Origin of the sequence: Bacillus cereus group sp. MYBKT14-1 (assembly GCF_051915185.1) — a bacterium.
Lineage (GTDB): Bacteria > Bacillota > Bacilli > Bacillales > Bacillaceae_G > Bacillus_A > Bacillus_A cereus.
Genome location: NZ_JBQAEF010000001.1, coordinates 965,057 through 988,866 on the forward strand (window position 1 = coordinate 965,057; position 23,810 = coordinate 988,866).

The following is a 23,810-nucleotide window of genomic DNA, read 5'->3' on the forward strand; positions in this document are numbered from 1 at the left end:
GAGAAAAATGAGCGTATTAGTTAATAAAGATACAAAAGTTATTGTTCAAGGTATTACAGGTTCTCAAGGTTTATTCCATACAAAACAAATGATTGAATACGGTACGAAAATTGTCGGTGGTGTAACACCAGGTAAGGGCGGCACTGATATTGAAGGTGTACCAGTATTTGATACAGTAGAAGATGCAGTGAAAGCAACAGGCGCAAACGCTTCAGTTGTATACGTTCCACCCGCTTTTGCGGCAGATGCAATTATGGAAGCTGTTGATGCAGAAATTGATTTAGTAGTATGTATTACTGAAGGGATTCCTGTATTAGATATGGTAAACGTAAAGAGATATATGGCGGGTAAACATACACGTTTACTTGGACCAAACTGCCCAGGTGTAATCACACCAGATGAATGTAAGATTGGTATTATGCCAGGATATATTCATAAAAAAGGTCATGTTGGTATCGTATCTCGCTCTGGTACATTAACTTATGAAGCTGTACATCAGTTAACACAAGAAGGTATTGGCCAATCTACTGCTGTAGGTATCGGCGGAGACCCTGTTAACGGTACAGACTTTATTGATGCGTTAAAAGCATTTAATGAAGATGAAGAAACACATGCTGTAATTATGATTGGTGAAATCGGCGGTACAGCAGAAGAAGAGGCAGCTGAATGGGTAAAAGCTAATATGACAAAACCTGTTGTAGGCTTCATTGGTGGTCAAACAGCGCCTGCTGGCAAACGTATGGGCCATGCTGGTGCAATCATTTCTGGCGGTAAAGGAACTGCTGCTGAAAAGATTAAAACAATGGAAGCTTGTGGCATTAAAGTAGCTGAAACTCCAGCAGTTATGGGAGAAACGCTAATCTCTGTTTTAAAAGAAAAAGGTTTATTTGAGACTTGTAAAAACTATTAATCTGTTGAAAGACACCTTCTTACTTGAGGGTGTCTTTTTACACTTTTTTCTGTTTACATAATAAAAATTATGGGTAAGGAGAATTAAGATGAAAAGAGAGAGATTATTACATCTTCATTACTTGCTAGCAGATTATTGGAAAGCGATGGAGAGGCTACTATATGTCGATCCAGAATTAAAGAACATATATAATTTTAACGAAAAACAAATGGAACACTACACTGGAATATCCTCGAAAAAATCTTCAGAACTAGTAAAATTTCTTCAAAGTTCAAATCTTCCGCAATATATATCTTATTTAGAGAGAAATCGTATTTTTTATATAACGATATGGGATGAAGATTATCCGCAATTATTACGTGAAATACAAGACCCTCCCTTCGTTTTATATGGAAAAGGAGAGAAAGATTTCCTGAATAAAGTAAATAAATTAGCAGTTGTTGGAACGAGAGAACCATCATTATATGGTCATGAGAGTTTGAAGTTTATTTTACACCCTTTATTAGAAAGAGAGTGGCTTATTGTCAGTGGGTTTGCAAAAGGGATAGATACAATGTCTCATGAGATTACAGTAAGGCATCATTGCCCGACTATTGCGATATTAGGGCATGGATTGTCTTTTATGTATCCGAAAGAAAATAGACATTTATATGAAATGTGGAAGGAATATATATTGTTATTGACAGAGTATCCGCCGCACTATGCACCGAAAAAATGGTATTTTCCAAAAAGGAACCGGATTATTAGTGGTATAAGTAAAGGTGTTTTAGTTGTAGAAGCGAAATCGAGAAGTGGAACACTTATTACTGCAGACCTTGCGTTAGAGCAAAATAGAGAGGTGTTTGCGCTTCCTGGACCTATATTTGTAGAGGGGGCATCGGGAACGAATCATCTTATTCAGCAAGGAGCAAAACTAGTAAGAAATGCAGAAGATATCTTGGAAGAGATTTTAAATTAACCTTATATTTTTATGTTTTTATTAAACAATTATTGACAAATGGTAGATTGGCACTGTATGGTATATTCATTCTTGATTGACAAAAACAAGAGAAATCAATAAGATTAATGAAGACTTGAATCCACCTCTTAAGGAGGCACTAGCATGTCAGATTACCTCGTAATCGTGGAGTCGCCTTCTAAGGCGAAGACCATTGAGAAATATTTAGGAAAAAAATACAAAGTTGTCGCGTCTATGGGACATGTTCGCGATTTGCCAAAAAGTCAAATGGGGATAGAAGTAAAGAACAACTTCACCCCGAAGTATATTACCATTCGTGGTAAAGGTCCCGTCTTAAAAGATTTAAAATCAGCGGCGAAAAAAGCAAAGAAAGTCTATCTCGCGGCCGATCCAGACCGTGAAGGGGAAGCGATTGCTTGGCATTTAGCGAATACGTTAAATGTGGACGTTGAATCAGATTGTCGGGTTGTGTTTAATGAGATTACGAAAGATGCAATCAAAGAATCATTTAAACATCCTCGTGCAATTAATATGGATTTAGTGGATGCACAACAAGCAAGACGTATACTTGATCGTCTTGTTGGTTACAATATTAGTCCTTTATTATGGAAGAAAGTAAAAAAAGGATTAAGTGCAGGACGTGTACAATCTGTAGCAGTTCGTTTAATCATCGAGCGTGAAAGGGAAATTCAAAACTTTGAACCTGAAGAATTCTGGACAATTAAAACAGAATTTGTAAAAGGAAAAGACACATTTGAAGCAAGCTTTTACGGTGTAGATGGTGAAAAAGTTCAATTAACAAATGAAACGCAAGTGAATGAAATAATTGAACAGATGAAAGACAATGCGTTTTCAGTTGAAAATGTAACGCGCAAAGAGCGAAAACGTAATCCTGCATTACCGTTTACAACATCTTCCTTGCAACAAGAAGCAGCACGTAAGTTAAACATGCGAGCAAAGAAAACAATGATGCTTGCACAGCAATTGTATGAAGGGATAGATCTTGGAAAACAAGGAACTGTAGGTCTTATTACGTATATGAGAACTGATTCAACACGTATCTCAGAAACAGCTCAAACAGAGGCTCGTACTTACATCACTGAAGCGTATGGTACGGAATACATAGGAACAGAAAAGAAGAAAGAAACGAAAAAGTCAAATGCACAAGATGCGCATGAGGCAATTCGTCCTACTTCAGTAATGAGAAAGCCAGAGGAACTAAAAAGTTTCTTAGGTCGTGATCAACTTCGATTATATAAATTGATTTGGGAGCGATTTGTTGCAAGTCAAATGGCGTCTGCTATAATGGATACTGTGACAGCGAGACTCATTAATAACAATGTTCAGTTCCGTGCAAGTGGATCGGTTGTAAAGTTCCCAGGATTTATGAAAGTGTATGTAGAGTCAAAAGATGATGGTGCTGAAGAAAAGGATAAGATGTTGCCACCTTTAGAAGTAGGGGAAACTGTATTTTCAAAGGATTTAGAACCAAAGCAACATTTTACACAACCTCCTCCGCGCTATACAGAGGCTCGCCTAGTAAGAACACTTGAAGAACTTGGAATTGGAAGACCGTCAACATATGTACCTACACTTGAAACAATTCAAAAGCGTGGGTATGTAGGTTTGGATAATAAACGCTTCGTTCCGACTGAACTTGGTGAAATAGTAATTGAACTTATTTTAGAGTTTTTCCCAGAAATTATTAACATTGAATTTACTGCCAATATGGAGCAAAGCCTTGATGAAGTAGAAGAAGGAAATGCGAATTGGGTAAAAATTGTTGATGATTTCTACGTAGGTTTTGAACCGCGTTTAGAAAAAGCGGAAAAAGAAATGCGTGAAGTGGAAATTAAAGATGAACCAGCTGGGGAAGATTGTGAATTATGTAATCACCCAATGGTCTTTAAAATGGGTAAATACGGGAAATTTATGGCTTGCTCGAATTTCCCAGATTGTCGTAATACAAAGCCGATTGTGAAAGAAATCGGTGTTACTTGTCCAAAGTGTGATAAGGGTCAAATTATTGAACGCCGTAGTAATAAAAAGAAACGTCTTTTCTATGGGTGCGGTACGTATCCGGAATGCGACTTTGTATCTTGGGATAAGCCAATTGGTCGTAAGTGTCCGAAGTGCGAAGGCATGCTTGTAGAGAAAAAGTTGAAAAAAGGCGTGCAAGTACAATGTATTTCGTGCGATTATGAAGAAGAACAACAAATGTGAGCGTAACTGCTCACATTTTTTTCGAGAAGAAAAGGAAAGGTGATATAAATGACAACACAAGTAGTAAACGTCATTGGCGCAGGTCTTGCAGGAAGTGAAGCAGCTTACCAAATTGCAAAACGTGGTGTCCAAGTTAGATTATATGAAATGAGACCGGTAAGGCAAACGCCAGCTCATCACACAGATAAATTCGCTGAATTAGTATGTAGTAACTCACTTCGTGCAAACACTTTAACAAATGCAGTTGGAGTTATTAAAGAGGAAATGCGCTTAATGGATTCTGTAATTATTCGTGCGGCGGATGAGTGCTCTGTACCAGCTGGAGGTGCTTTAGCTGTAGATCGTCATGAGTTCGCAGCTAAAGTAACAGAATACGTAAAGAACCATCCAAATGTAACTGTAATGAATGAAGAAATTACAGATATTCCAGAGGGACCGACAATTATTGCTACAGGTCCATTAACATCTCCTGATCTTTCTGCAAAATTGAAAGAATTAACAGGAGAAGATTATTTCTACTTCTATGATGCTGCAGCCCCAATCGTAGAAAAAGACAGCATTGATATGAATAAAGTGTATTTGAAATCGCGTTATGACAAAGGTGAAGCTGCATATTTAAATTGCCCAATGACAGAAGAAGAGTTTGATCGTTTTTATGAGGCTCTAATTGCTGCTGAGACAGTGCCTTTAAAAGAGTTTGAAAAAGAAATTTTCTTTGAAGGTTGTATGCCAGTAGAAGTTATGGCAAGTAGAGGGAGACAGACGTTAGTATTTGGACCTATGAAACCTGTTGGATTGGAAGATCCAAAAACAGGGAAAACGCCATATGCTGTTGTTCAGTTACGTCAAGATGATGCAGCGGGAACTTTATACAATATCGTAGGTTTCCAAACTCATTTAAAGTGGGGACCGCAAAAAGAAGTGCTACAGTTAATTCCGGGATTGGAAAATGCAGAGATTGTACGTTATGGTGTAATGCATCGTAATACGTTTATTAATTCACCTAATTTGCTTCGTCCAACATATCAATATAAACAACGTGATGATTTATTCTTCGCTGGTCAAATGACTGGAGTAGAGGGATATGTTGAATCAGCAGCATCAGGATTATTAGCAGGAATTAATGCTGCGCGTCTTGTGCAAGGTGAAGAGCCAGTTGTATTACCGCCAGTAACTGCGATGGGTAGCATGGCAAATTACATTACGGCAACGAACGCTAAAAACTTCCAGCCGATGAATGCGAACTTCGGTCTATTTGCACCGTTAGAGAAGAAGATTAAAAAGAAAGCAGAACGAAATGAAGCGTACGCAGCACGCGCTTTAGAAACGATTCGAAATTTTGTAAATATTTAGTTAAATTTCTTGCAAAGGCTACTAAGTTGTGATACGATTTAGTAGCCTTTATTGAGGTGAGTTGTGTGAATGTGAAGAAATTGTTACAATTATTCGTTGGATATTTACAAATTGAAAGAAATTATTCAAAATATACAATTGCAAGTTATCAAAATGATTTAGAACATTTTGTGCAATTTATGGAACGAGAAGGCATATCCTCTTTTTTAGACGTTACATACGCGGATGTTCGTTTGTACTTAACGACGTTGCACGATGAAAAGTTAGCCCGTAAATCTGTCGCAAGAAAAGTATCAAGCTTACGAAGTTTATATCGTTTTTTGATGCGTGAAGGTTATCGAAAGGATAATCCGTTTGCACTTGCGTCACTCCCCAAAAAAGAATTGTCAATCCCAAAGTTTTTATATGCTGAAGAGTTAGAGGAATTATTTGAAGTTTCTGACACGGAAACGCCATTAGGTCAAAGGAATCAAGCTTTATTAGAGTTGATGTATGCGACTGGGATCCGTGTGAGTGAATGTGTCAATTTACAACTTACCGATATTGACTTTGCGGTGGGAACAATTTTAGTAATGGGAAAAGGAAAAAAACAAAGGTATATTCCGTTCGGAAGCTATGCGCAAGATTCTTTAATTACTTATATAGAGAATGGGAGAAAACAGTTAGTTAATAAGACTGACGAAGATTCTCATATGGTATTTTTAAATGCGAAAGGTACACCGCTAACAAGTCGTGGGGTTCGTTATGTTTTAAATGAACTCATTAAAAAGGCTTCGCTGACAATGCGGATAAGTCCCCATATGTTAAGGCATACATTTGCTACACATATGCTAGATGAAGGGGCGGATTTACGTACTGTACAGGAGCTATTAGGCCATGAAAATTTGTCGACGACACAAATTTATACGCATGTCTCTAAAGAAAGATTGCGTTCTGTTTACATGAAGCATCACCCGCGGGCATAAATTGCTTTAAAAGCTATAAAAACAAATAAAGGAGTTTTTTCTATGGGAAATTTCCACGCTACAACGATATTTGCAGTTCATCATAATGGAGAATGTGCAATGGCTGGAGATGGCCAAGTGACAATGGGAAATGCTGTTGTAATGAAACATACAGCTCGTAAAGTTCGTAAACTTTTCCAAGGTAAAGTTTTAGCTGGTTTCGCAGGATCAGTTGCTGACGCATTTACTCTTTTTGAAATGTTTGAAGGGAAATTAGAAGAGTATAATGGCAACTTGCAGCGTGCTGCTGTTGAAATGGCAAAACAATGGCGTGGCGATAAAATGTTACGTCAGCTAGAAGCGATGCTCATTGTCATGGATAAAACAACTATGCTCCTTGTTTCAGGTACAGGAGAAGTGATTGAACCGGATGATGGTATTTTAGCAATTGGATCTGGTGGGAATTATGCACTTTCTGCAGGTCGTGCTTTAAAGCAATATGCAAGTGAACACTTAACAGCGAAGCAAATTGCGAAAGCGAGTTTAGAGATTGCTGGCGATATTTGTGTTTATACGAATCACAACATAATTGTTGAAGAATTGTAGAATCGTAAGGGAGGCATTTTATATGCATTTACATTTTACTCCGCGCCAAATTGTGGAAAAATTAGATCAATACATCATCGGTCAAAAAGACGCAAAGAAAGCGGTTGCTGTAGCGTTGAGAAATCGATATCGCCGCAGTAAATTAGCTGAAAATTTACGTGACGAAATTGCACCTAAAAATATTTTAATGATTGGACCGACAGGTGTTGGGAAAACAGAGGTAGCACGACGAATGGCGAAACTCGTTGGAGCACCTTTTATTAAGGTTGAGGCTACAAAATTCACAGAAGTTGGATATGTGGGTAGAGATGTAGAGTCGATGGTACGTGACTTGGTGGAAACATCGGTTCGTATCGTAAAAGAAGAAATGGTAGTGAAAGTTCAAGATAAAGCAGAAGAGCAAGCGAATCAACGTCTTGTTGAAATTTTAGTGCCGAGTCCGGAGAAGCAATCTGGATTCAAAAATCCATTAGAGATGCTTTTTGGAGGCGCTCAAAATTCGAATCAAACGTCTGATACACAAGAAGATGTTGAAATCGAAAAGAAACGTCAAGATGTGGAGAGAAAGCTTGCTGCAGGGCTTCTTGAAGAAGAAATTGTATCGATTGAAGTGACTGAACAACAGTCTTCCATGTTTGATATGTTACAAGGAACTGGCATGGAACAAATGGGAATGAATTTCCAAGATGCGCTAGGAAGTTTTATGCCGAAAAAAACGAAAAAACGTAAACTTTCTGTAAAAGAAGCAAGAAAACTCTTGACAAATGAAGAGGCACAGCGCTTAATTGATATGGATGAAGTTACACAAGAGGCTGTTTATCGTGCTGAACAGCTCGGGATTATTTTTATCGATGAAATTGACAAAATTGCTGGTAAGCAGTCGAATAGCGTAGATGTATCACGTGAAGGTGTGCAACGTGACATTCTGCCAATTGTAGAAGGGTCGAATGTTGCGACAAAATACGGATCAGTAAAAACGGATTATATTTTATTCGTTGCAGCTGGAGCGTTCCATATGTCTAAACCGTCGGATTTAATTCCGGAATTGCAAGGGAGATTTCCGATTCGAGTAGAATTAACAAAATTATCGACAGACGATTTTGTTAAAATATTAATCGAGCCTGACAATGCGTTAATTAAACAATATATGGCATTATTAGCGACTGAAGGTATAGAAATTGAATTTTCAGACGAAGCTATTCGTAAGATTGCTGAGATTGCTTATCAAGTTAATCAGGATACAGATAATATTGGAGCAAGAAGACTTCATACGATTATGGAGAAGCTCCTTGAAGATTTATCGTTTGAAGCATCTGAAATTACGTTAGAGAAAATAACGATAACACCTCAATACGTTGAGGAGAAATTAGCAACAATTGCTAAAAATAAAGATGTGAGCCAGTTTATTTTGTAATAGTGTCATCAGGTGACTCGCCCTAGTTTCCAAGTGATGAAAAAATATGTGAGTAACATGTAGGAGGAACTTTTGAAATGGAATTATTAGCAAAAACGAGAAAATTAAATGCGTTATTACAGAGCGCAGCAGGGAAGCCTGTAAACTTTAGAGAAATGTCTGACACAATGTGTGAAGTAATCGAAGCAAACGTATTCGTAGTTAGCCGTCGTGGTAAATTACTAGGTTATGCAATTCACCAACAAATCGAAAACGAACGCATGAAGCAAATGCTTGCAGAACGTCAATTCCCAGAAGAATATACACAAAGCTTATTCAACATTACAGAAACATCTTCAAACTTAGATGTGAACAGTGCTTACACAGCATTCCCAGTAGAAAACAGAGAATTATTCGGTCAAGGTTTAACTACAATCGTACCAATCGTTGGTGGCGGTGAGCGTCTAGGTACATTAGTATTAGCTCGTCTTGGTCAAGAGTTCTTAGATGATGATTTAATCCTTGCTGAGTACAGCTCAACTGTTGTAGGTATGGAAATCTTACGTGAAAAAGCAGAAGAAATCGAAGAGGAAGCGCGTAGTAAAGCTGTTGTTCAAATGGCAATCAGCTCATTATCTTACAGTGAGTTAGAAGCAATTGAGCATATCTTCGAAGAATTAAATGGAACAGAAGGTTTACTTGTTGCAAGTAAAATTGCTGATCGCGTAGGAATTACTCGCTCTGTAATCGTAAATGCACTACGTAAATTAGAAAGTGCTGGTGTTATTGAGTCTCGCTCTTTAGGTATGAAAGGAACATACATTAAAGTGCTAAACGACAAGTTTCTACAAGAACTTGCTAAATTAAAAACAAACTAATTTATAAAAAACTCTCCTCAATTGAGGAGAGTTTTTTTGTGCAATGGATAGATGATGCTTGTGAAAAGTGTCATAAGTGTGTTTTCTGGGAAAACTATTAATTGTATTTACTTTTTTGCTTAAAAGAAATGAAGGTTGGTAATACTAGAATTCGAGTATGAACAAAGAAAGTTTTACATTGTTCGCATTTTCGACTTGATTGAAATATTTCAGTATGATATAGTAAGCAGTGGTGTCAGTACAAAGTACACACGTTTACTGATTTAAGTGTTGGTGCTACGTTTGTAGTTTCGCTTAGAGATGAAGTAAACGGAGGATATCAAAAACCATTTAGGAGGAACTATATTATGTCAGTAATTTCTATGAAGCAATTGCTTGAAGCTGGTGTTCATTTCGGACATCAAACTCGTCGTTGGAACCCAAAAATGAAGCGTTACATTTTCACAGAGCGTAACGGTATCTACATCATCGACTTACAAAAAACTGTGAAAAAAGTTGAGGAAGCTTACAGAACGATGCGCGACATCGCTGCTGAAGGCGGAGACATCTTATTCGTAGGTACTAAAAAACAAGCACAAGAAGCTATTAAAGAAGAAGCAACTCGTGCTGGTATGTACTTCGTTAACCAACGTTGGTTAGGCGGAACTTTAACAAACTTCCAAACAATCCAAAAGCGTATCAAGCGTCTTAAAGACATCGAAAGAATGCAAGAAGATGGTACTTTCGAAGTACTTCCTAAGAAAGAAGTTGTTCAACTTAAAAAAGAGTTAGAGCGTCTTGAGAAATTCTTAGGCGGTATTAAAGATATGAAAGGTCTTCCAAGTGCATTATTCGTAGTAGACCCTCGTAAAGAGCGTATTGCAGTTGCTGAAGCACGCAAATTACACATTCCAATCATCGGTATCGTTGATACAAACTGTGATCCAGACGAAATCGATCACGTTATCCCAGCAAACGATGATGCAATTCGTGCTGTAAAACTTCTTACATCTAAAATGGCAGACGCGATCCTTGAAGCAAAACAAGGTGAAGAAACTGTTACTGCGTAACAAAGTTGGAAAGGTGATAAGGGGTTCGGCCTTTTATCACCTTTTTTAAGGTATAAACACCTTTATAAAAGGTATAAATACATATTTTAGGAGGATGAAAAGTATGGCAATCACTGCTCAAATGGTAAAAGAATTACGTGAAAAAACTGGCGCAGGTATGATGGACTGCAAAAAAGCTTTAACAGAAACTAACGGCGACATGGAGAAGGCAATTGACTTCTTACGTGAAAAAGGTATTGCGAAAGCTGCTAAAAAAGCAGACCGCATTGCTGCTGAAGGTTTAACTTTCATCGAAACAAACGGTAACGACGCTTTAATCTTAGAATTAAACTCTGAAACTGATTTCGTTGCGAAAAACGAAGGTTTCCAAACACTAATTAAAGAATTAGCTGCTCACTTATTAACTAACAAACCAGCTAACGTTGAAGAAGCTATGGCTCAAACAATGGAAAACGGTAAAAAAGTTGAAGAGCACATCAACGAAGCAATCGCTAAAATTGGTGAAAAACTTACACTTCGTCGTTTCGAAATCGTATCAAAAACTGATGCAGATGCATTCGGCGCTTACCTACACATGGGTGGACGCATTGGTGTATTAACAGTTCTTGAAGGTTCTACTGATGAAGCTGCTGCTAAAGATGTTGCAATGCACATCGCTGCAGTTAACCCTAAATACATCGACCGCGATGCTGTAACAGCTGAAGAAGTTGAGCATGAGCGTCAAGTATTAACACAACAAGCATTAAACGAAGGCAAGCCTGAGAAAATTGTTGCGAAAATGGTTGAAGGCCGTCTAGGCAAATTCTTCGAAGAGATTTGCTTACTTGACCAAGCATTCGTTAAAAACCCTGATATGAAAGTTCGTCAGTTCGTTGAGTCTAAAGGCGGAACATTAAAAGGATTCGTTCGCTACGCTGTTGGTGAAGGTATCGAAAAACGCGAAGACAACTTTGCTGAAGAAGTAATGAACCAAGTAAAAGGTAGTAACTAATACAGATTAGGGAACACATTGTGTTCCCTTTTTTAAAATAAAGATGTAAGCAATTGGAGGTTCATTATGAGTAAACCGAAATATAATCGTGTCGTTTTAAAGCTAAGTGGAGAAGCTTTAGCTGGAGAGCAAGGATTTGGAATTAACCCAACTGTTATTAAGTCAGTTGCGGAACAAGTAAAAGAAATTGCAGAACTTGATGTAGAGGTTGCTGTTGTTGTTGGTGGCGGTAACATTTGGCGCGGGAAAATTGGAAGTGAAATGGGCATGGATCGTGCAGGGGCAGATTACATGGGCATGTTAGCGACAGTTATGAATTCATTAGCTCTTCAAGATAGCTTGGAGAATATCGGAATTCAAACTCGTGTACAAACTTCAATTGAGATGCGTCAAGTTGCAGAACCTTACATTCGTCGTAAAGCAGTTCGTCACTTAGAGAAAAAACGTGTTGTTATCTTTGCAGCAGGTACAGGTAACCCATACTTCTCTACAGATACAACAGCAGCATTACGTGCGGCAGAAATTGAAGCAGATGTAATTTTAATGGCGAAAAACAATGTAGATGGTGTATATAATGCAGATCCATCTATTGATCCAACAGCTACGAAATACGAAACGCTTACTTACTTAGACGTATTAAAAGAAGGTTTAGGTGTAATGGATTCTACAGCTTCTTCTCTATGTATGGATAATGATATTCCATTAATTGTATTCTCAGTTATGGAAAAAGGTAATATTAAACGTGCCGTTTTAGGCGAAAATATCGGAACAGTGGTAAGGGGGAAATAAATATGGGACAACAAGTATTGAAGTCTTCAAATGAAAAAATGGAAAAAGCAGTTGCTGCTTATTCTCGTGAATTAGCAACAGTTCGTGCTGGCCGTGCAAACGCGTCTGTATTAGATAAGGTACAAGTTGATTACTATGGTGCACCAACACCAGTTGTGCAATTAGCGAACATTACAGTTCCAGAAGCGCGTTTACTAGTAATTCAACCTTATGATAAAACTTCTATCGGTGATATTGAAAAAGCAATTTTAAAAGCAGATTTAGGCTTAAACCCTTCTAATGATGGAACTGTAATTCGTATTGCATTCCCTGCACTAACAGAAGAGCGTCGTCGTGATCTTGTAAAAGTTGTGAAAAAATATGCTGAAGAAGCAAAAGTTGCTGTTCGTAACGTACGTCGTGACGGAAATGATGATCTTAAGAAGCTTGAAAAAGCTGGCGAGATTACAGAAGATGATTTAAGAGGATATACTGAAGATATCCAAAAAGAAACAGATAAATATATTGCAAAAGTTGACGAAATCGCAAAAAACAAAGAAAAAGAAATCATGGAAGTGTAATAGCGATAACTTCGCAAATATGACCCTCTTCTTAAGGGGGTCTTTTTACACTTTTAGGCATACGTCTGCTTGCTGGAGGGTATGAATGATGTTTAAAAACTTTCCTTTTTTTAAAGGTAAAAAGGACACATCGTTTGATCATCTCGTTGAAGAAGTGAAAAAAGGATATATCCCAGAACATATTGCCATCATTATGGATGGGAATGGAAGATGGGCAAAGAGGAGAGCAATGCCTCGTATTGCGGGACATCATGAAGGTATGCAAGTTGTAAAGAAAATTACAAAATTTGCAAGTAAACTTAATGTGAAAGTGTTAACTCTCTATGCTTTTTCAACTGAGAACTGGAAAAGACCGAAAAAGGAAGTTGATTATTTAATGAGGCTTCCAGAAGAATTTCTAGGTACATTTTTACCAGAATTGATTGAAGAAAACGTACAAGTCCGAGTAATAGGGCAAAAAGATCGTCTTCCTACGCATACACGCAGAGCGATGGAGAAAGCCATGGAAGATACGAAAGAGAATACGGGATTAATTCTTAATTTCGCGTTAAACTATGGAAGTCGAGATGAAATCGTTTCTGCTGTGCAACATATGATGAAAGATAATGAGGAAGGAAAAATTCGTTCTGAAGAGGTAAGTGAAGAAATGCTTTCCTCCTACTTAATGACGAGTTCTTTACCTGATCCAGAGTTGTTAATCCGAACAAGCGGAGAGCTACGTATTAGTAATTTCATGTTATGGCAAATTGCATATTCGGAGTTTTGGTTTACAGACGTGTATTGGCCAGACTTCAAAGAAGAACATTTGCTAAATGCGATTACTGACTTTCAACATAGAGGGCGCAGATTCGGAGGCGTGTAGAAAGAGAGGGTTTGGTAGTGAAACAGAGAATTATTACTGGAGTGGTTGCTGCCGCGCTATTCATTCCCATCGTAATATACGGTGGCGTGCCTTTTACGGTTTTAGTGTATGCACTTGCTTCTATAGGTTTATATGAATTAATTCGTATGAATAAGCTTACGCTTATTTCAGTACCGACAGTTTTAGCTGCAGTATTATTGTGGATTCTTTTAATTCCAAGTAGTGCATCAGAACTGTTTGCATGGATTGGATTAGGTAAATTGGAAATCACATTTGTGATTGTTTTATTACTTTTATCATATACAGTCCTTTCTAAGAATACATTTACTTTTGATAATGCTTCGTTTTTACTGATGGCAACGACATATGTGGCAATGGGATTCTTATATTTAAATGAAACGAGAATATTAGGAATTAAATATGTATTTTGCGCATTATTTGTTATATGGGCTACTGATTCAGGCGCATATTTCGTAGGAAAAGCATTGGGCAAGAGAAAATTGTGGCCAGAAATTAGTCCGAATAAAACGATTGAAGGTTCATTAGGCGGTATCGTTTGTGGAATTATTGTGGCACTTGTTTACAACGTGTTCTTCCCAGTCGAATCGAATGTAGTAATTTTAATTGTGCTGACAATTATCATTTCTATTTTTGGACAAATTGGTGATTTAGTACAATCTGCTTTTAAACGTCATTATGGCGTAAAGGATTCAGGTACAATTTTACCTGGGCATGGTGGTATATTAGACCGAACAGATAGTTGGTTATTCGTTTTACCAATTCTCTACTTCTTATTACAATACAATTAATAAATGAACGAGGGGTTGGAGTCATGAAAAACATTAGTTTATTAGGTGCAAGCGGATCAATTGGTACACAAACTTTAGATGTATTACGCTCGCACCCAGACCAATTCCGTCTCGTTGCTTTTTCTGTAGGGAAAAATATTGACTACGCAGTAAAGGTAATTCAAGAATTTTCTCCGCAAATCGTCTCTGTGCAAAGAGAGGAAGATGTTTTAAAATTACAATCTGTTTCTGGTAATACAAAAATTGTATATGGTAGTGAAGGACTTTTAGAAGTAGCATTACATCCAGATGCGGAGATTGTAGTAAATGCTGTTGTAGGTAGCGTAGGGTTGTTACCAACACTTCGTGCAATTGAGGCGAAAAAAACAATTGGAATTGCAAATAAAGAAACGTTAGTAACTGCAGGACATCTTGTAATGGAAGCAGCACGAAAACATAATGTTTCGTTACTTCCAGTAGATAGTGAACATTCGGCTATTTTTCAGTGCTTGAATGGTGAAAATGAAAAAAGAATTTCTCGTCTTATTATAACGGCTTCTGGTGGAAGTTTCCGTGATAAAACGAGGGATGAATTGCATCATGTGACCGTAGAAGATGCGCTTCGACATCCAAACTGGTCAATGGGTTCGAAAATTACAATTGATTCTGCTACAATGATGAATAAGGGACTAGAAGTAATTGAAGCACATTGGCTTTTTGGTATCCCTTATGAGCAAATCGATGTTGTTTTACATAAAGAAAGTATTATCCATTCTATGGTTGAATTTGAAGATCGTAGTGTAATGGCGCAGCTTGGTTCACCTGATATGCGAGTACCAATTCAATACGCACTTACATATCCTGATAGATTGCCTCTTTCAGACACAAAACAGTTAAACTTATGGGAAATAGGGACGTTGCATTTTGAGAAAATGGACCAAGAACGATTCCGTTGTTTACGTTTTGCGTATGAAGCTGGAAAAGCAGGTGGAAGTATGCCAGCTGTAATGAACGCAGCGAATGAAGTAGCTGTTGAAGCCTTTTTACAAAAGAGAATTGGTTTCTTAACAGTGGAAGACCTCATTGAAAAAGCAATGAACCATCACAATGTCATTGCACGACCGAGCTTAGAGGAAATTTTGGAAATTGATGCGGCCACAAGACGGTTTGTGATGGAACAAATTTAGCAAAGGTGGTTATGGAATTGAATACAGCGATTGCCTTTATATTAATTTTCGGTGCACTCGTATTTTTCCATGAGCTAGGGCATCTATATTTCGCAAAAAGAGCAGGTATTTTATGCCGCGAGTTTGCGATTGGTTTTGGTCCGAAAATATTCTCATTTGAAAAGAATGAAACGGTGTATACGATTCGATTACTGCCCCTTGGTGGCTATGTAAGAATGGCCGGCGAGGATGCGGACACAGTTGAGTTAAAGCCTGGGAAAAAGGTTGGCCTTGTATTAAATGAAAAAGACGAAGTTGTGAAATTAGTTTTTGATGGATATGAAAAGTATCCAAATGTTCGTGTTATTGAAGTCGAACAAGCTGATTTGGAGCATAATTTAACAATTTCGGGCTATGAAGAGTACGAGGAAGAGCTTCAAACATTCCGAGTGAATGAAAAGGCTCGTATTATTACTGCGGGGGAAGAAATTCAAATTGCTCCGTATAATAGACAATTTGGCTCGAAAAAACTAGGGCAACGCGCTTTAACAATCTTTGCGGGTCCTGCAATGAACTTCATTTTAGCATTTGTTATTTTTGTGATTCTTGGATTTGTACAAGGGGTTCCTATTGACAAACCAATGGTTGGAAAAGTGATGGATAACAGTGCAGCACAGCAAGCTGGATTGAAAGAGAATGATACAATTCAAGCTATTGATGGGAAAAACACAAGTACATGGAAAGATGTTGTTACTATTGTACGTGAAAACCCAAATAAAGAAATTACGTTACAAGTAAAGCGTGATAATGAACAGTTTAATGTGAAAGTAACGCCAACACTCGATAAAGAAGGAAAAGACGAAGTTGGTAGAATCGGTGTGTATTCTCCTGTAGAGAAAACAGTAATGGGTTCTATTAAATCAGGATTTGAACAAACGTACCAATGGACGAAACTAATTTTTGAATCTCTTGTTAAATTAGTAACTGGTCAATTTTCTATTAATGAGTTATCAGGTCCAGTAGGAATTTATAATCTAACAGATCAAGTTGTAGATTATGGGTTTACGCGTGTACTAAGTTTAGCTGCAGTTCTAAGCATTAATCTTGGTTTATTTAATTTATTACCAGTTCCTGCTTTAGATGGTGGCCGTTTATTCTTCTTCTTAATTGAAGCGTTACGAGGGAAACCAATTGATCGCCAAAAAGAAGGAATGGTTCACTTTATTGGTTTTGCATTATTAATGTTACTTATGTTAGTTGTAACTTGGAATGACATTCGTAAGTTTTTCTTGTAAAATAAAGTGAAACTTATAATGAAATAGAGCTCGTAGAATAAAATCCCTCACCTAACTCGAGGTGAGGGGTTTTACTGCGTGTAAGAGTAAAATGAAGAGGTGCAAATAAATGAAACAAAGTATGGTATTCAGTCCTACATTACGTGAAGTTCCAGCTGATGCTGAAATTAAGAGTCATCAGCTATTACTTCGTGCAGGTTTTATGCGTCAAAATGCTTCTGGTATTTATAGCTTTCTACCATTTGGATTAAAAGTATTACACAAAGTAGAACGTATCGTTCGAGAAGAAATGGAGCGCGCAGGAGCTGTAGAATTATTAATGCCAGCTATGCAAGCTGCGGAATTATGGCAAGAATCAGGTCGTTGGTATTCTTACGGATCTGAATTAATGCGTATGAAAGATCGTAATGCTCGTGAATTCGCATTAGGAGCGACACATGAGGAAGTAATTACGGATCTTGTGCGTGATGAAGTGAAATCATATAAAAAATTACCGTTAACATTATACCAAATTCAAACAAAATTCCGTGATGAGCAAAGACCTCGTTTCGGCTTATTACGTGGAAGAGAGTTTCTAATGAAAGATGCATACTCTTTCCATGCTACACAAGAGAGCTTAGATGAAGTATACGATCGTTTATATAAAGCATACTCTAACATTTTTGCTCGCTGTGGCTTGAATTTCCGTGCAGTTATTGCTGATTCTGGAGCAATGGGCGGAAAAGATACACATGAATTTATGGTATTATCTGATGTTGGTGAAGATACAATTGCATACTCTGACACATCTGATTATGCAGCAAACATCGAAATGGCTCCTGTTGTAGCTACGTATACGAAGAGTGACGAAGCAGAAAAAGCACTTGAAAAAGTAGCAACACCAGACCAAAAAGCAATTGAAGAAGTATCTGCATTCTTAAACATCGAAGCTGACAAGTGCATTAAGTCTATGGTGTTTAAAGTAGATGAGAAATTAGTAGTGGTACTTGTTCGTGGTGATCACGAAGTAAACGATGTGAAAGTGAAAAATGTATACGGCGCTTCAGTTGTTGAGCTTGCTTCTCATGAAGAAGTAAAAGCATTATTAAATTGTGAAGTTGGTTCATTAGGGCCGATTAATGTAACAGGTGATATCGAAATTATTGCTGATCATGCTGTAGCATCAATTGTTAACGGATGTTCAGGAGCGAATGAAGAAGGATTCCATTATGTAAATGTAAATCCAGAACGTGACTTTAAAGTAAGTCAATATACAGATTTACGCTTCATTCAAGAAGGAGACCAATCTCCAGACGGAAATGGAACAATTCTTTTTGCACGCGGAATTGAAGTTGGTCATGTATTCAAATTAGGAACTCGTTATAGTGAAGCAATGAACGCAACATTCCTGGATGAAAACGGAAAAACACAACCACTTATTATGGGTTGTTACGGTATCGGGGTATCTCGTACAGTGGCAGCAATTGCAGAGCAGTTTAACGATGAGAACGGCTTAGTTTGGCCAAAAGCTGTAGCACCGTTCCATGTGCATGTAATTCCAGTAAATATGAAATCGGATGCACAACGTGAAATGGGTGAAAATATCTACAACTCATTACAAGAACAAGGCTATGAAGTGTTATTAGACGATCGTGCAGAACGTGCAGGAGTTAAATTTGCAGATGCAGATTTATTCGGTCTTCCAGTTCGTGTTACAGTTGGTAAAAAAGCAGACGAAGGTATTGTAGAAGTGAAAGTACGTGCTACAGGTGAGTCTGAAGAAGTAAAAGTAGAAGAACTTCAAACATATATTGCAAATATTTTAAAATAAGAAGAGGTACCTCGTAATGGGGTACCTTCTCTTTCTTTGTAAACGTATTTTGTAAAAGAAGAGGTGAGAAATCTTTCTTTGTGGTACGTTTCAATTTATAATAGCAAATGGAAGGAGAGTGCTTATGTCTTTAACAAATGAACAACAAGAGCGATTTCAAATTTTGCTCCAGCAGTTGCAAATACCAGACGACCTTATAAATCAATATTTACAAGGCGGTGGTATTGAAAGGCTCGTTATTGATAAAGCGAATAAAAGTTGGCATTTTGATTTACAAGTGCCACGTATTTTGCCTACAGAATTATATGAATTGCTAGAAACAAAGCTTAAGCAATCATTTTCTCATATTGCAAGAACAACATTTGCATTAGAAACAGAGAATAAACAATTTACAGAAGAAGAAGTGAGGGCGTATTGGCCGCTTTGTACGGAACGAATTACATTTTCACCTATGTTCGCATACTTAAAGAAGCAGCTTCCACAGGTGAATGGAGTGAAGTTGCTAATAAATGTGAATAACGAGTTGGAGTCTACTGCTTTAAAGAAAAACGTTGCGAAACCAGTAGGGGATCAATACGAAATTTTTGGATTCCCGCGTTTTCAGTTAGACACACATATACAGCAAAATACAGAAGAAATGCAAAAGTTTCGTGAACAAACGCAGCAAGAAGACCGCGAGCGTGTTATACAAGCTATGGAAGAAATGGCGAAGAAGCAAGCTGAGGAAAGCAGCGTTGTGTATGAAGGACCGATTACACTCGGGTATCTTATTAAGCCAGATGAAGAGATTACACCGATGCGAGAAATTCAAGATGAAGAAAGAAGAAAAACGGTTCAAGGATATGTCTTCCATGTAGAAACAAAAGAGCTTCGTAGTGGACGTACGTTATTAACTTTAAAAATAACGGATTATACGGATTCTATTATGATCAAAATGTTCTCGCGTGACAAAGAAGATATTCCAATGCTGCAATCCTTGAAAAAAGGAATGTGGGTGAAAGCGCGTGGTTCTGTTCAAAACGATACATTCGTTCGAGATTTAGTAATGATTGCAAATGATATTAATGAAATAACAGGACCGTCTCGTAAAGATAAAGCACCAGAAGGCGAAAAACGAGTAGAGCTGCATCTCCATACTCCGATGAGTCAAATGGACGCTGTCACTCCAGTTTCTAAGCTTGTTGCTCAAGCTGGTAAATGGGGACATGAGGCTATTGCGGTTACAGACCATGCCGTGGCTCAGTCTTTCCCAGAGGCGTATTCTGCGGGGAAGAAGGCTGGAGTTAAAGTTATATATGGTGTAGAAGCAAATTTAGTTAATGATGGTGTACCGATAGCATATAACGAAGCGCATCGTTTACTTGCAGAGGAAACGTATGTTGTTTTCGACGTTGAGACGACAGGTTTATCAGCTGTATACGATACAGTTATTGAGTTGGCTGCTGTAAAAGTAAAGGGTGGCGAAATTATTGACCGCTTTGAATCTTTTGCAAATCCGCATCAACCATTATCGGCGACGATCATTGAATTAACAGGTATTACAGATGATATGTTAACTGATGCACCTGAAGTGGACGAAGTGTTTAAAAAGTTTGAGGAATGGATGGGCGACCATACACTTGTTGCCCATAACGCGAGCTTTGATATGGGCTTTATTAACGTAGGTTTTAAAAAGGCTGGACTAGAAAAAACGAATAACCCCGTTATTGATACGTTAGAACTTGCACGATTCTTATTCCCAGAAATGAAAAATCATCGATTAAATACGATGTGTAAAAAACTTGATATTGAATTAACACAACATCACCGTGCGATTTATGATACAGAAGCGACGGGATATTTACTTGTGAAAATGTTGAAAGACGTAATTGAAAAGGGATTTGAATATCACGATCAATTAAATGATAGCATGGGACAAGGGGATGCGTATAAGCGTGGCCGTCCAAGTCATATGACGTTACTTGCCACATCAGATGTTGGATTGAAAAATTTATATAAACTTGTTTCATATTCTCACCTTAATTACTTTTACCGTGTACCACGTGTGCCGAGGTCACTATTAAAAAAATACCGTGAAGGAATTTTAGTAGGAACGGCTTGTGATAAAGGTGAAGTTTTCGAGGCAATGATGCAAAAGGCACCTGAAGAGGTAGAAGAAATTGCCCAGTTCTATGATTACATTGAAGTAATGCCTCCAGAGGTGTTGCGTCATTTAGTAGAACGTGAACTTGTTCGAGACGAAGGTCAATTAAAAACAATTATTTCTAACTTAGTAAAACTAGGTGAGACGTTAGATAAACCAGTTGTTGCTACAGGAAACGTGCATTATTTAGACCCTGAGGATGCAATGTATCGTAAAATTTTAGTCAGTTCGCAGGGCGGAGCCAATCCGTTAAATCGACATTCATTACCGCCAGTACATTTCCGTACAACTGATGAAATGTTAGAATGTTTTTCATTCTTAGGTGAAGATAAAGCGAAAGAAGTTGTTGTAACAAATACACAAAAGATTGCGTCATTAATTGGTGATGTGCATCCAGTAAAAGACGATTTATACACACCGAAAATTGAAGGTGCTGATGATGAAACGCGTGATATGAGTTATAAAATGGCGCGTAGCATTTATGGTGAAGAGCTACCGGAAATTGTAGAAGCACGTTTAGAAAAAGAATTAAAAAGTATTATTGGGCATGGATTCGCCGTAATTTATTTAATTTCACATAAGCTTGTGAAAAAATCGTTAGTAGACGGATATCTAGTAGGTTCGCGTGGATCGGTAGGATCATCATTTGTTGCAACGATGATGGAAATTACAGAAGTAAACCCATTACCACCACACTATGTATGTCCGAAGTGTAAGCAATCAGAATTCTTTAATGATGGTTCTGTAGGCTCTGGTTTTGACTTACCAGATAAAGAATGTCCTGCTTGTAATATTCCATATGTAAAAGATGGACATGACATTCCGTTCGAAACATTCCTTGGATTTAAAGGAGATAAGGTACCCGATATCGATTTGAACTTCTCCGGGGAATACCAACCACGTGCCCATAACTATACGAAAGTACTGTTCGGTGAAGACTATGTATATCGTGCAGGAACGATTGGTACAGTTGCGGAAAAAACTGCTTACGGATATGTAAAAGGTTATGCAAATGATCATAACTTAACGATTCGAAATGCAGAGATTGATCGCTTAGTAGCAGGGTGTACCGGTGTAAAACGTACAACAGGACAGCATCCAGGCGGTATTATCGTTGTGCCAGATTACATGGATATCTTTGATTTCTCACCAATACAGTATCCAGCTGATTCAATTGGTGCTGAATGGAGAACAACGCATTTTGATTTCCACTCGATTCATGATAATTTATTGAAACTTGATATACTAGGACACGATGATCCGACCGTTATTCGTATGTTACAAGATTTAAGTGGTATTGATCCGAAAACAATCCCAACGGATGATCCAGAAGTAATGAAAATTTTCTCTGGTCCAGAATCGTTAGGGGTAACGGAAGAACAAATTAACTGTAAAACAGGTACACTTGGTATACCAGAGTTTGGTACAAAATTCGTAAGACAGATGTTAGAAGAGACAAAACCGACGACATTCTCAGAGTTAGTCCAAATTTCTGGACTATCACATGGTACCGACGTATGGCTTGGTAATGCAAACGAGTTAATTTATAACGGTACATGTACGCTGAGCGAAGTTATCGGTTGTCGTGATGACATCATGGTATATTTAATCTATCAAGGTCTAGATCCATCATTAGCCTTCAAAATCATGGAGTCAGTTCGTAAAGGTAAAGGTGTACCGGAAGAATGGGAAGAAGACATGAAAAATAATAATGTACCAGGTTGGTATATTGATTCATGTAAGAAGATTAAATACATGTTCCCTAAAGCCCATGCGGCTGCTTACGTACTTATGGCTGTACGTATCGCATACTTTAAAGTACATTTTGCACTGTTATTCTATGCCGCATATTTTACAGTTCGTGCAGATGATTTTGATGTAGAGGCAATGGCGAAAGGTTCAGCATCTATACGTGCAAGAATTGATGAAATTGCTCAAAAGGGACTCGATGCTGCGCCGAAAGAGAAGAGTTTATTAACGGTACTAGAAATGACACTTGAAATGTGTGAGCGTGGATACTCATTCCAAAAGGTGGATTTATACCGCTCACATGCAACAGAATTTATTATTGATGGAGATACATTAATCCCTCCATTTAATGCAGTACCTGGTCTTGGCACAAACGCAGCTTTAAGTATTGTAGAAGCACGTAAAAATGGAGACTTCTTATCAAAAGAAGACTTGCAACAGCGAAGTAAGGTTTCGAAAACAATTATTGAGTATTTAGATAGCCAAGGTTGTTTAGGAGACTTACCAGATCAAAACCAGTTATCACTGTTCTAGTAGGTAGGAAAAGTCTTTGCAAATCAACATTTCCTATGATATACTATTAACCGAGATAACCATGTCATGTATATTGTGTAAAGAAAAGAGTGGGGAAACCCACTCTTTCGTGTTACTATCTATGTTTTATCTACGTAGATAGGTAAAAGATTTCTGTCGTATATACATATTTTGTTACAAGTTTTACTTCTTAAATTTGGTAATACTAAGACAGATAATCCCTGCTGAACAGCAGGGGCTTTTGTTAGCTAACGAGAAAGAATAAGATAGACCGTTTTTAAATTGGCGGGGTCTTCTTCTTTTAAATGGTACATGACGGCAGGAAGGAGGCTGTTTATGGATAAGAAAGTCACAGAAGTTGTAGAAGCATTTGCGCAGCCGATCGTTGAAGAGTTAAATCTTGAACTTGTAGATGTAGAGTATGTGAAAGAAGGACAAGACTGGTTCTTACGCGTATTCATCGATTCTGAAAAGGGAGTCGACATTGAAGAATGCGGTGCGGTAAGTGAACGTTTAAGCGAAGCTTTAGATAAAGAGGACCCAATTCCTCATCTTTACTTTTTGGATGTATCATCTCCTGGAGCGGAACGCCCATTAAAGAAAGAAAAAGACTTCCAGCAAGCGGTAGGAAAACAAGTGGCAATTAAAACATATGAGCCGATTGATGGTGAAAAGATGTTTGAAGGAAAACTGCTTTCTTACGATGGTACAACAATAACATTATTATTAACAATTAAAACACGTAAAAAAGAAATCCAAATTTCGATGGATAAAGTCGCAAATGCGCGACTTGCTGTTACGTTTTAGTT

Annotated in this window: 19 protein-coding genes; all 19 read left to right on the forward strand. The window is 37.8% G+C overall.

What is annotated here, in order from left to right; genetic code table 11:
- Nucleotides 1-7 precede the first annotated feature (7 nt).
- The 19 genes from sucD (at nucleotide 8) to rimP (ending at nucleotide 23,808) form a co-directional block, all read left to right on the forward strand.
- Entirely contained in the window at nucleotides 8-910 is a 903-nt protein-coding gene (gene sucD / locus ACTFO4_RS05265) for a succinate--CoA ligase subunit alpha (protein ID WP_000115178.1), read from the forward strand.
- Between the two features lie 88 nt (nucleotides 911-998).
- Nucleotides 999-1,868: a DNA-processing protein DprA gene (dprA, locus tag ACTFO4_RS05270; protein WP_017672866.1), complete on the forward strand. Its 870-nt coding sequence runs from the start codon at nucleotides 999-1,001 to the stop codon at nucleotides 1,866-1,868.
- Between the two features lie 144 nt (nucleotides 1,869-2,012).
- The gene (topA, locus tag ACTFO4_RS05275; RefSeq protein ID WP_001286963.1) at nucleotides 2,013-4,091 is read left to right on the forward strand and encodes a type I DNA topoisomerase; all 2,079 of its coding nucleotides are present in this window, start codon (nucleotides 2,013-2,015) and stop codon (nucleotides 4,089-4,091) included.
- A gap of 48 nt (nucleotides 4,092-4,139) precedes the next feature.
- Complete coding sequence (gene trmFO / locus ACTFO4_RS05280; RefSeq protein ID WP_000213002.1) at nucleotides 4,140-5,444, forward strand: FADH(2)-oxidizing methylenetetrahydrofolate--tRNA-(uracil(54)-C(5))-methyltransferase TrmFO; 1,305 nt, start codon at nucleotides 4,140-4,142, stop codon at nucleotides 5,442-5,444.
- Between the two features lie 65 nt (nucleotides 5,445-5,509).
- Nucleotides 5,510-6,409, forward strand: a complete 900-nt coding sequence (gene xerC / locus ACTFO4_RS05285; protein ID WP_001101243.1) for a tyrosine recombinase XerC — start codon at nucleotides 5,510-5,512, stop codon at nucleotides 6,407-6,409.
- 42 nt (nucleotides 6,410-6,451) lie between these two features.
- Nucleotides 6,452-6,994 carry an ATP-dependent protease proteolytic subunit HslV gene (gene hslV / locus ACTFO4_RS05290; RefSeq protein ID WP_000526272.1) on the forward strand — a complete coding sequence of 181 codons (543 nt, stop codon included), beginning with the start codon at nucleotides 6,452-6,454 and terminating at the stop codon, nucleotides 6,992-6,994.
- Nucleotides 6,995-7,016: 22 nt separating this feature from the next.
- Nucleotides 7,017-8,408: an ATP-dependent protease ATPase subunit HslU gene (gene hslU / locus ACTFO4_RS05295; RefSeq protein ID WP_000550078.1), complete on the forward strand. Its 1,392-nt coding sequence runs from the start codon at nucleotides 7,017-7,019 to the stop codon at nucleotides 8,406-8,408.
- Between the two features lie 77 nt (nucleotides 8,409-8,485).
- The gene (codY, locus tag ACTFO4_RS05300) at nucleotides 8,486-9,265 is read left to right on the forward strand and encodes a GTP-sensing pleiotropic transcriptional regulator CodY (RefSeq protein ID WP_000421290.1); all 780 of its coding nucleotides are present in this window, start codon (nucleotides 8,486-8,488) and stop codon (nucleotides 9,263-9,265) included.
- A 347-nt stretch (nucleotides 9,266-9,612) separates the two neighbouring features.
- Nucleotides 9,613-10,314, forward strand: coding sequence for a 30S ribosomal protein S2 (gene rpsB / locus ACTFO4_RS05305; protein WP_000111485.1), 702 nt, complete (start codon nucleotides 9,613-9,615; stop codon nucleotides 10,312-10,314).
- A gap of 103 nt (nucleotides 10,315-10,417) precedes the next feature.
- Entirely contained in the window at nucleotides 10,418-11,305 is an 888-nt protein-coding gene (gene tsf / locus ACTFO4_RS05310; RefSeq protein ID WP_001018578.1) for a translation elongation factor Ts, read from the forward strand.
- 66 nt (nucleotides 11,306-11,371) lie between these two features.
- Nucleotides 11,372-12,094 carry a UMP kinase gene (gene pyrH, locus ACTFO4_RS05315; RefSeq protein WP_000042668.1) on the forward strand — a complete coding sequence of 241 codons (723 nt, stop codon included), beginning with the start codon at nucleotides 11,372-11,374 and terminating at the stop codon, nucleotides 12,092-12,094.
- Nucleotides 12,095-12,096: 2 nt separating this feature from the next.
- Nucleotides 12,097-12,654, forward strand: coding sequence for a ribosome recycling factor (gene frr / locus ACTFO4_RS05320; protein ID WP_000531501.1), 558 nt, complete (start codon nucleotides 12,097-12,099; stop codon nucleotides 12,652-12,654).
- Nucleotides 12,655-12,739: 85 nt separating this feature from the next.
- The gene (gene uppS / locus ACTFO4_RS05325) at nucleotides 12,740-13,516 is read left to right on the forward strand and encodes an isoprenyl transferase (RefSeq protein WP_061457651.1); all 777 of its coding nucleotides are present in this window, start codon (nucleotides 12,740-12,742) and stop codon (nucleotides 13,514-13,516) included.
- A gap of 17 nt (nucleotides 13,517-13,533) precedes the next feature.
- On the forward strand, nucleotides 13,534-14,325 hold the full coding sequence (gene cdsA, locus ACTFO4_RS05330; RefSeq protein ID WP_000813588.1) for a phosphatidate cytidylyltransferase: 792 nt from the start codon (nucleotides 13,534-13,536) through the stop codon (nucleotides 14,323-14,325).
- A 23-nt stretch (nucleotides 14,326-14,348) separates the two neighbouring features.
- Nucleotides 14,349-15,491 carry a 1-deoxy-D-xylulose-5-phosphate reductoisomerase gene (gene dxr, locus ACTFO4_RS05335; RefSeq protein WP_000790373.1) on the forward strand — a complete coding sequence of 381 codons (1,143 nt, stop codon included), beginning with the start codon at nucleotides 14,349-14,351 and terminating at the stop codon, nucleotides 15,489-15,491.
- Nucleotides 15,492-15,508: 17 nt separating this feature from the next.
- Nucleotides 15,509-16,765: an RIP metalloprotease RseP gene (gene rseP / locus ACTFO4_RS05340; protein WP_001090243.1), complete on the forward strand. Its 1,257-nt coding sequence runs from the start codon at nucleotides 15,509-15,511 to the stop codon at nucleotides 16,763-16,765.
- 109 nt (nucleotides 16,766-16,874) lie between these two features.
- Nucleotides 16,875-18,575, forward strand: coding sequence for a proline--tRNA ligase (locus ACTFO4_RS05345; protein ID WP_000814302.1), 1,701 nt, complete (start codon nucleotides 16,875-16,877; stop codon nucleotides 18,573-18,575).
- Nucleotides 18,576-18,699: 124 nt separating this feature from the next.
- Complete coding sequence (locus ACTFO4_RS05350) at nucleotides 18,700-23,001, forward strand: PolC-type DNA polymerase III (protein ID WP_061457648.1); 4,302 nt, start codon at nucleotides 18,700-18,702, stop codon at nucleotides 22,999-23,001.
- A gap of 336 nt (nucleotides 23,002-23,337) precedes the next feature.
- Nucleotides 23,338-23,808 (forward strand): ribosome maturation factor RimP, encoded by a 471-nt coding sequence (gene rimP, locus ACTFO4_RS05355; RefSeq protein WP_000359096.1) that lies wholly within the window; start codon nucleotides 23,338-23,340, stop codon nucleotides 23,806-23,808.
- Nucleotides 23,809-23,810: the final 2 nt, after the last annotated feature.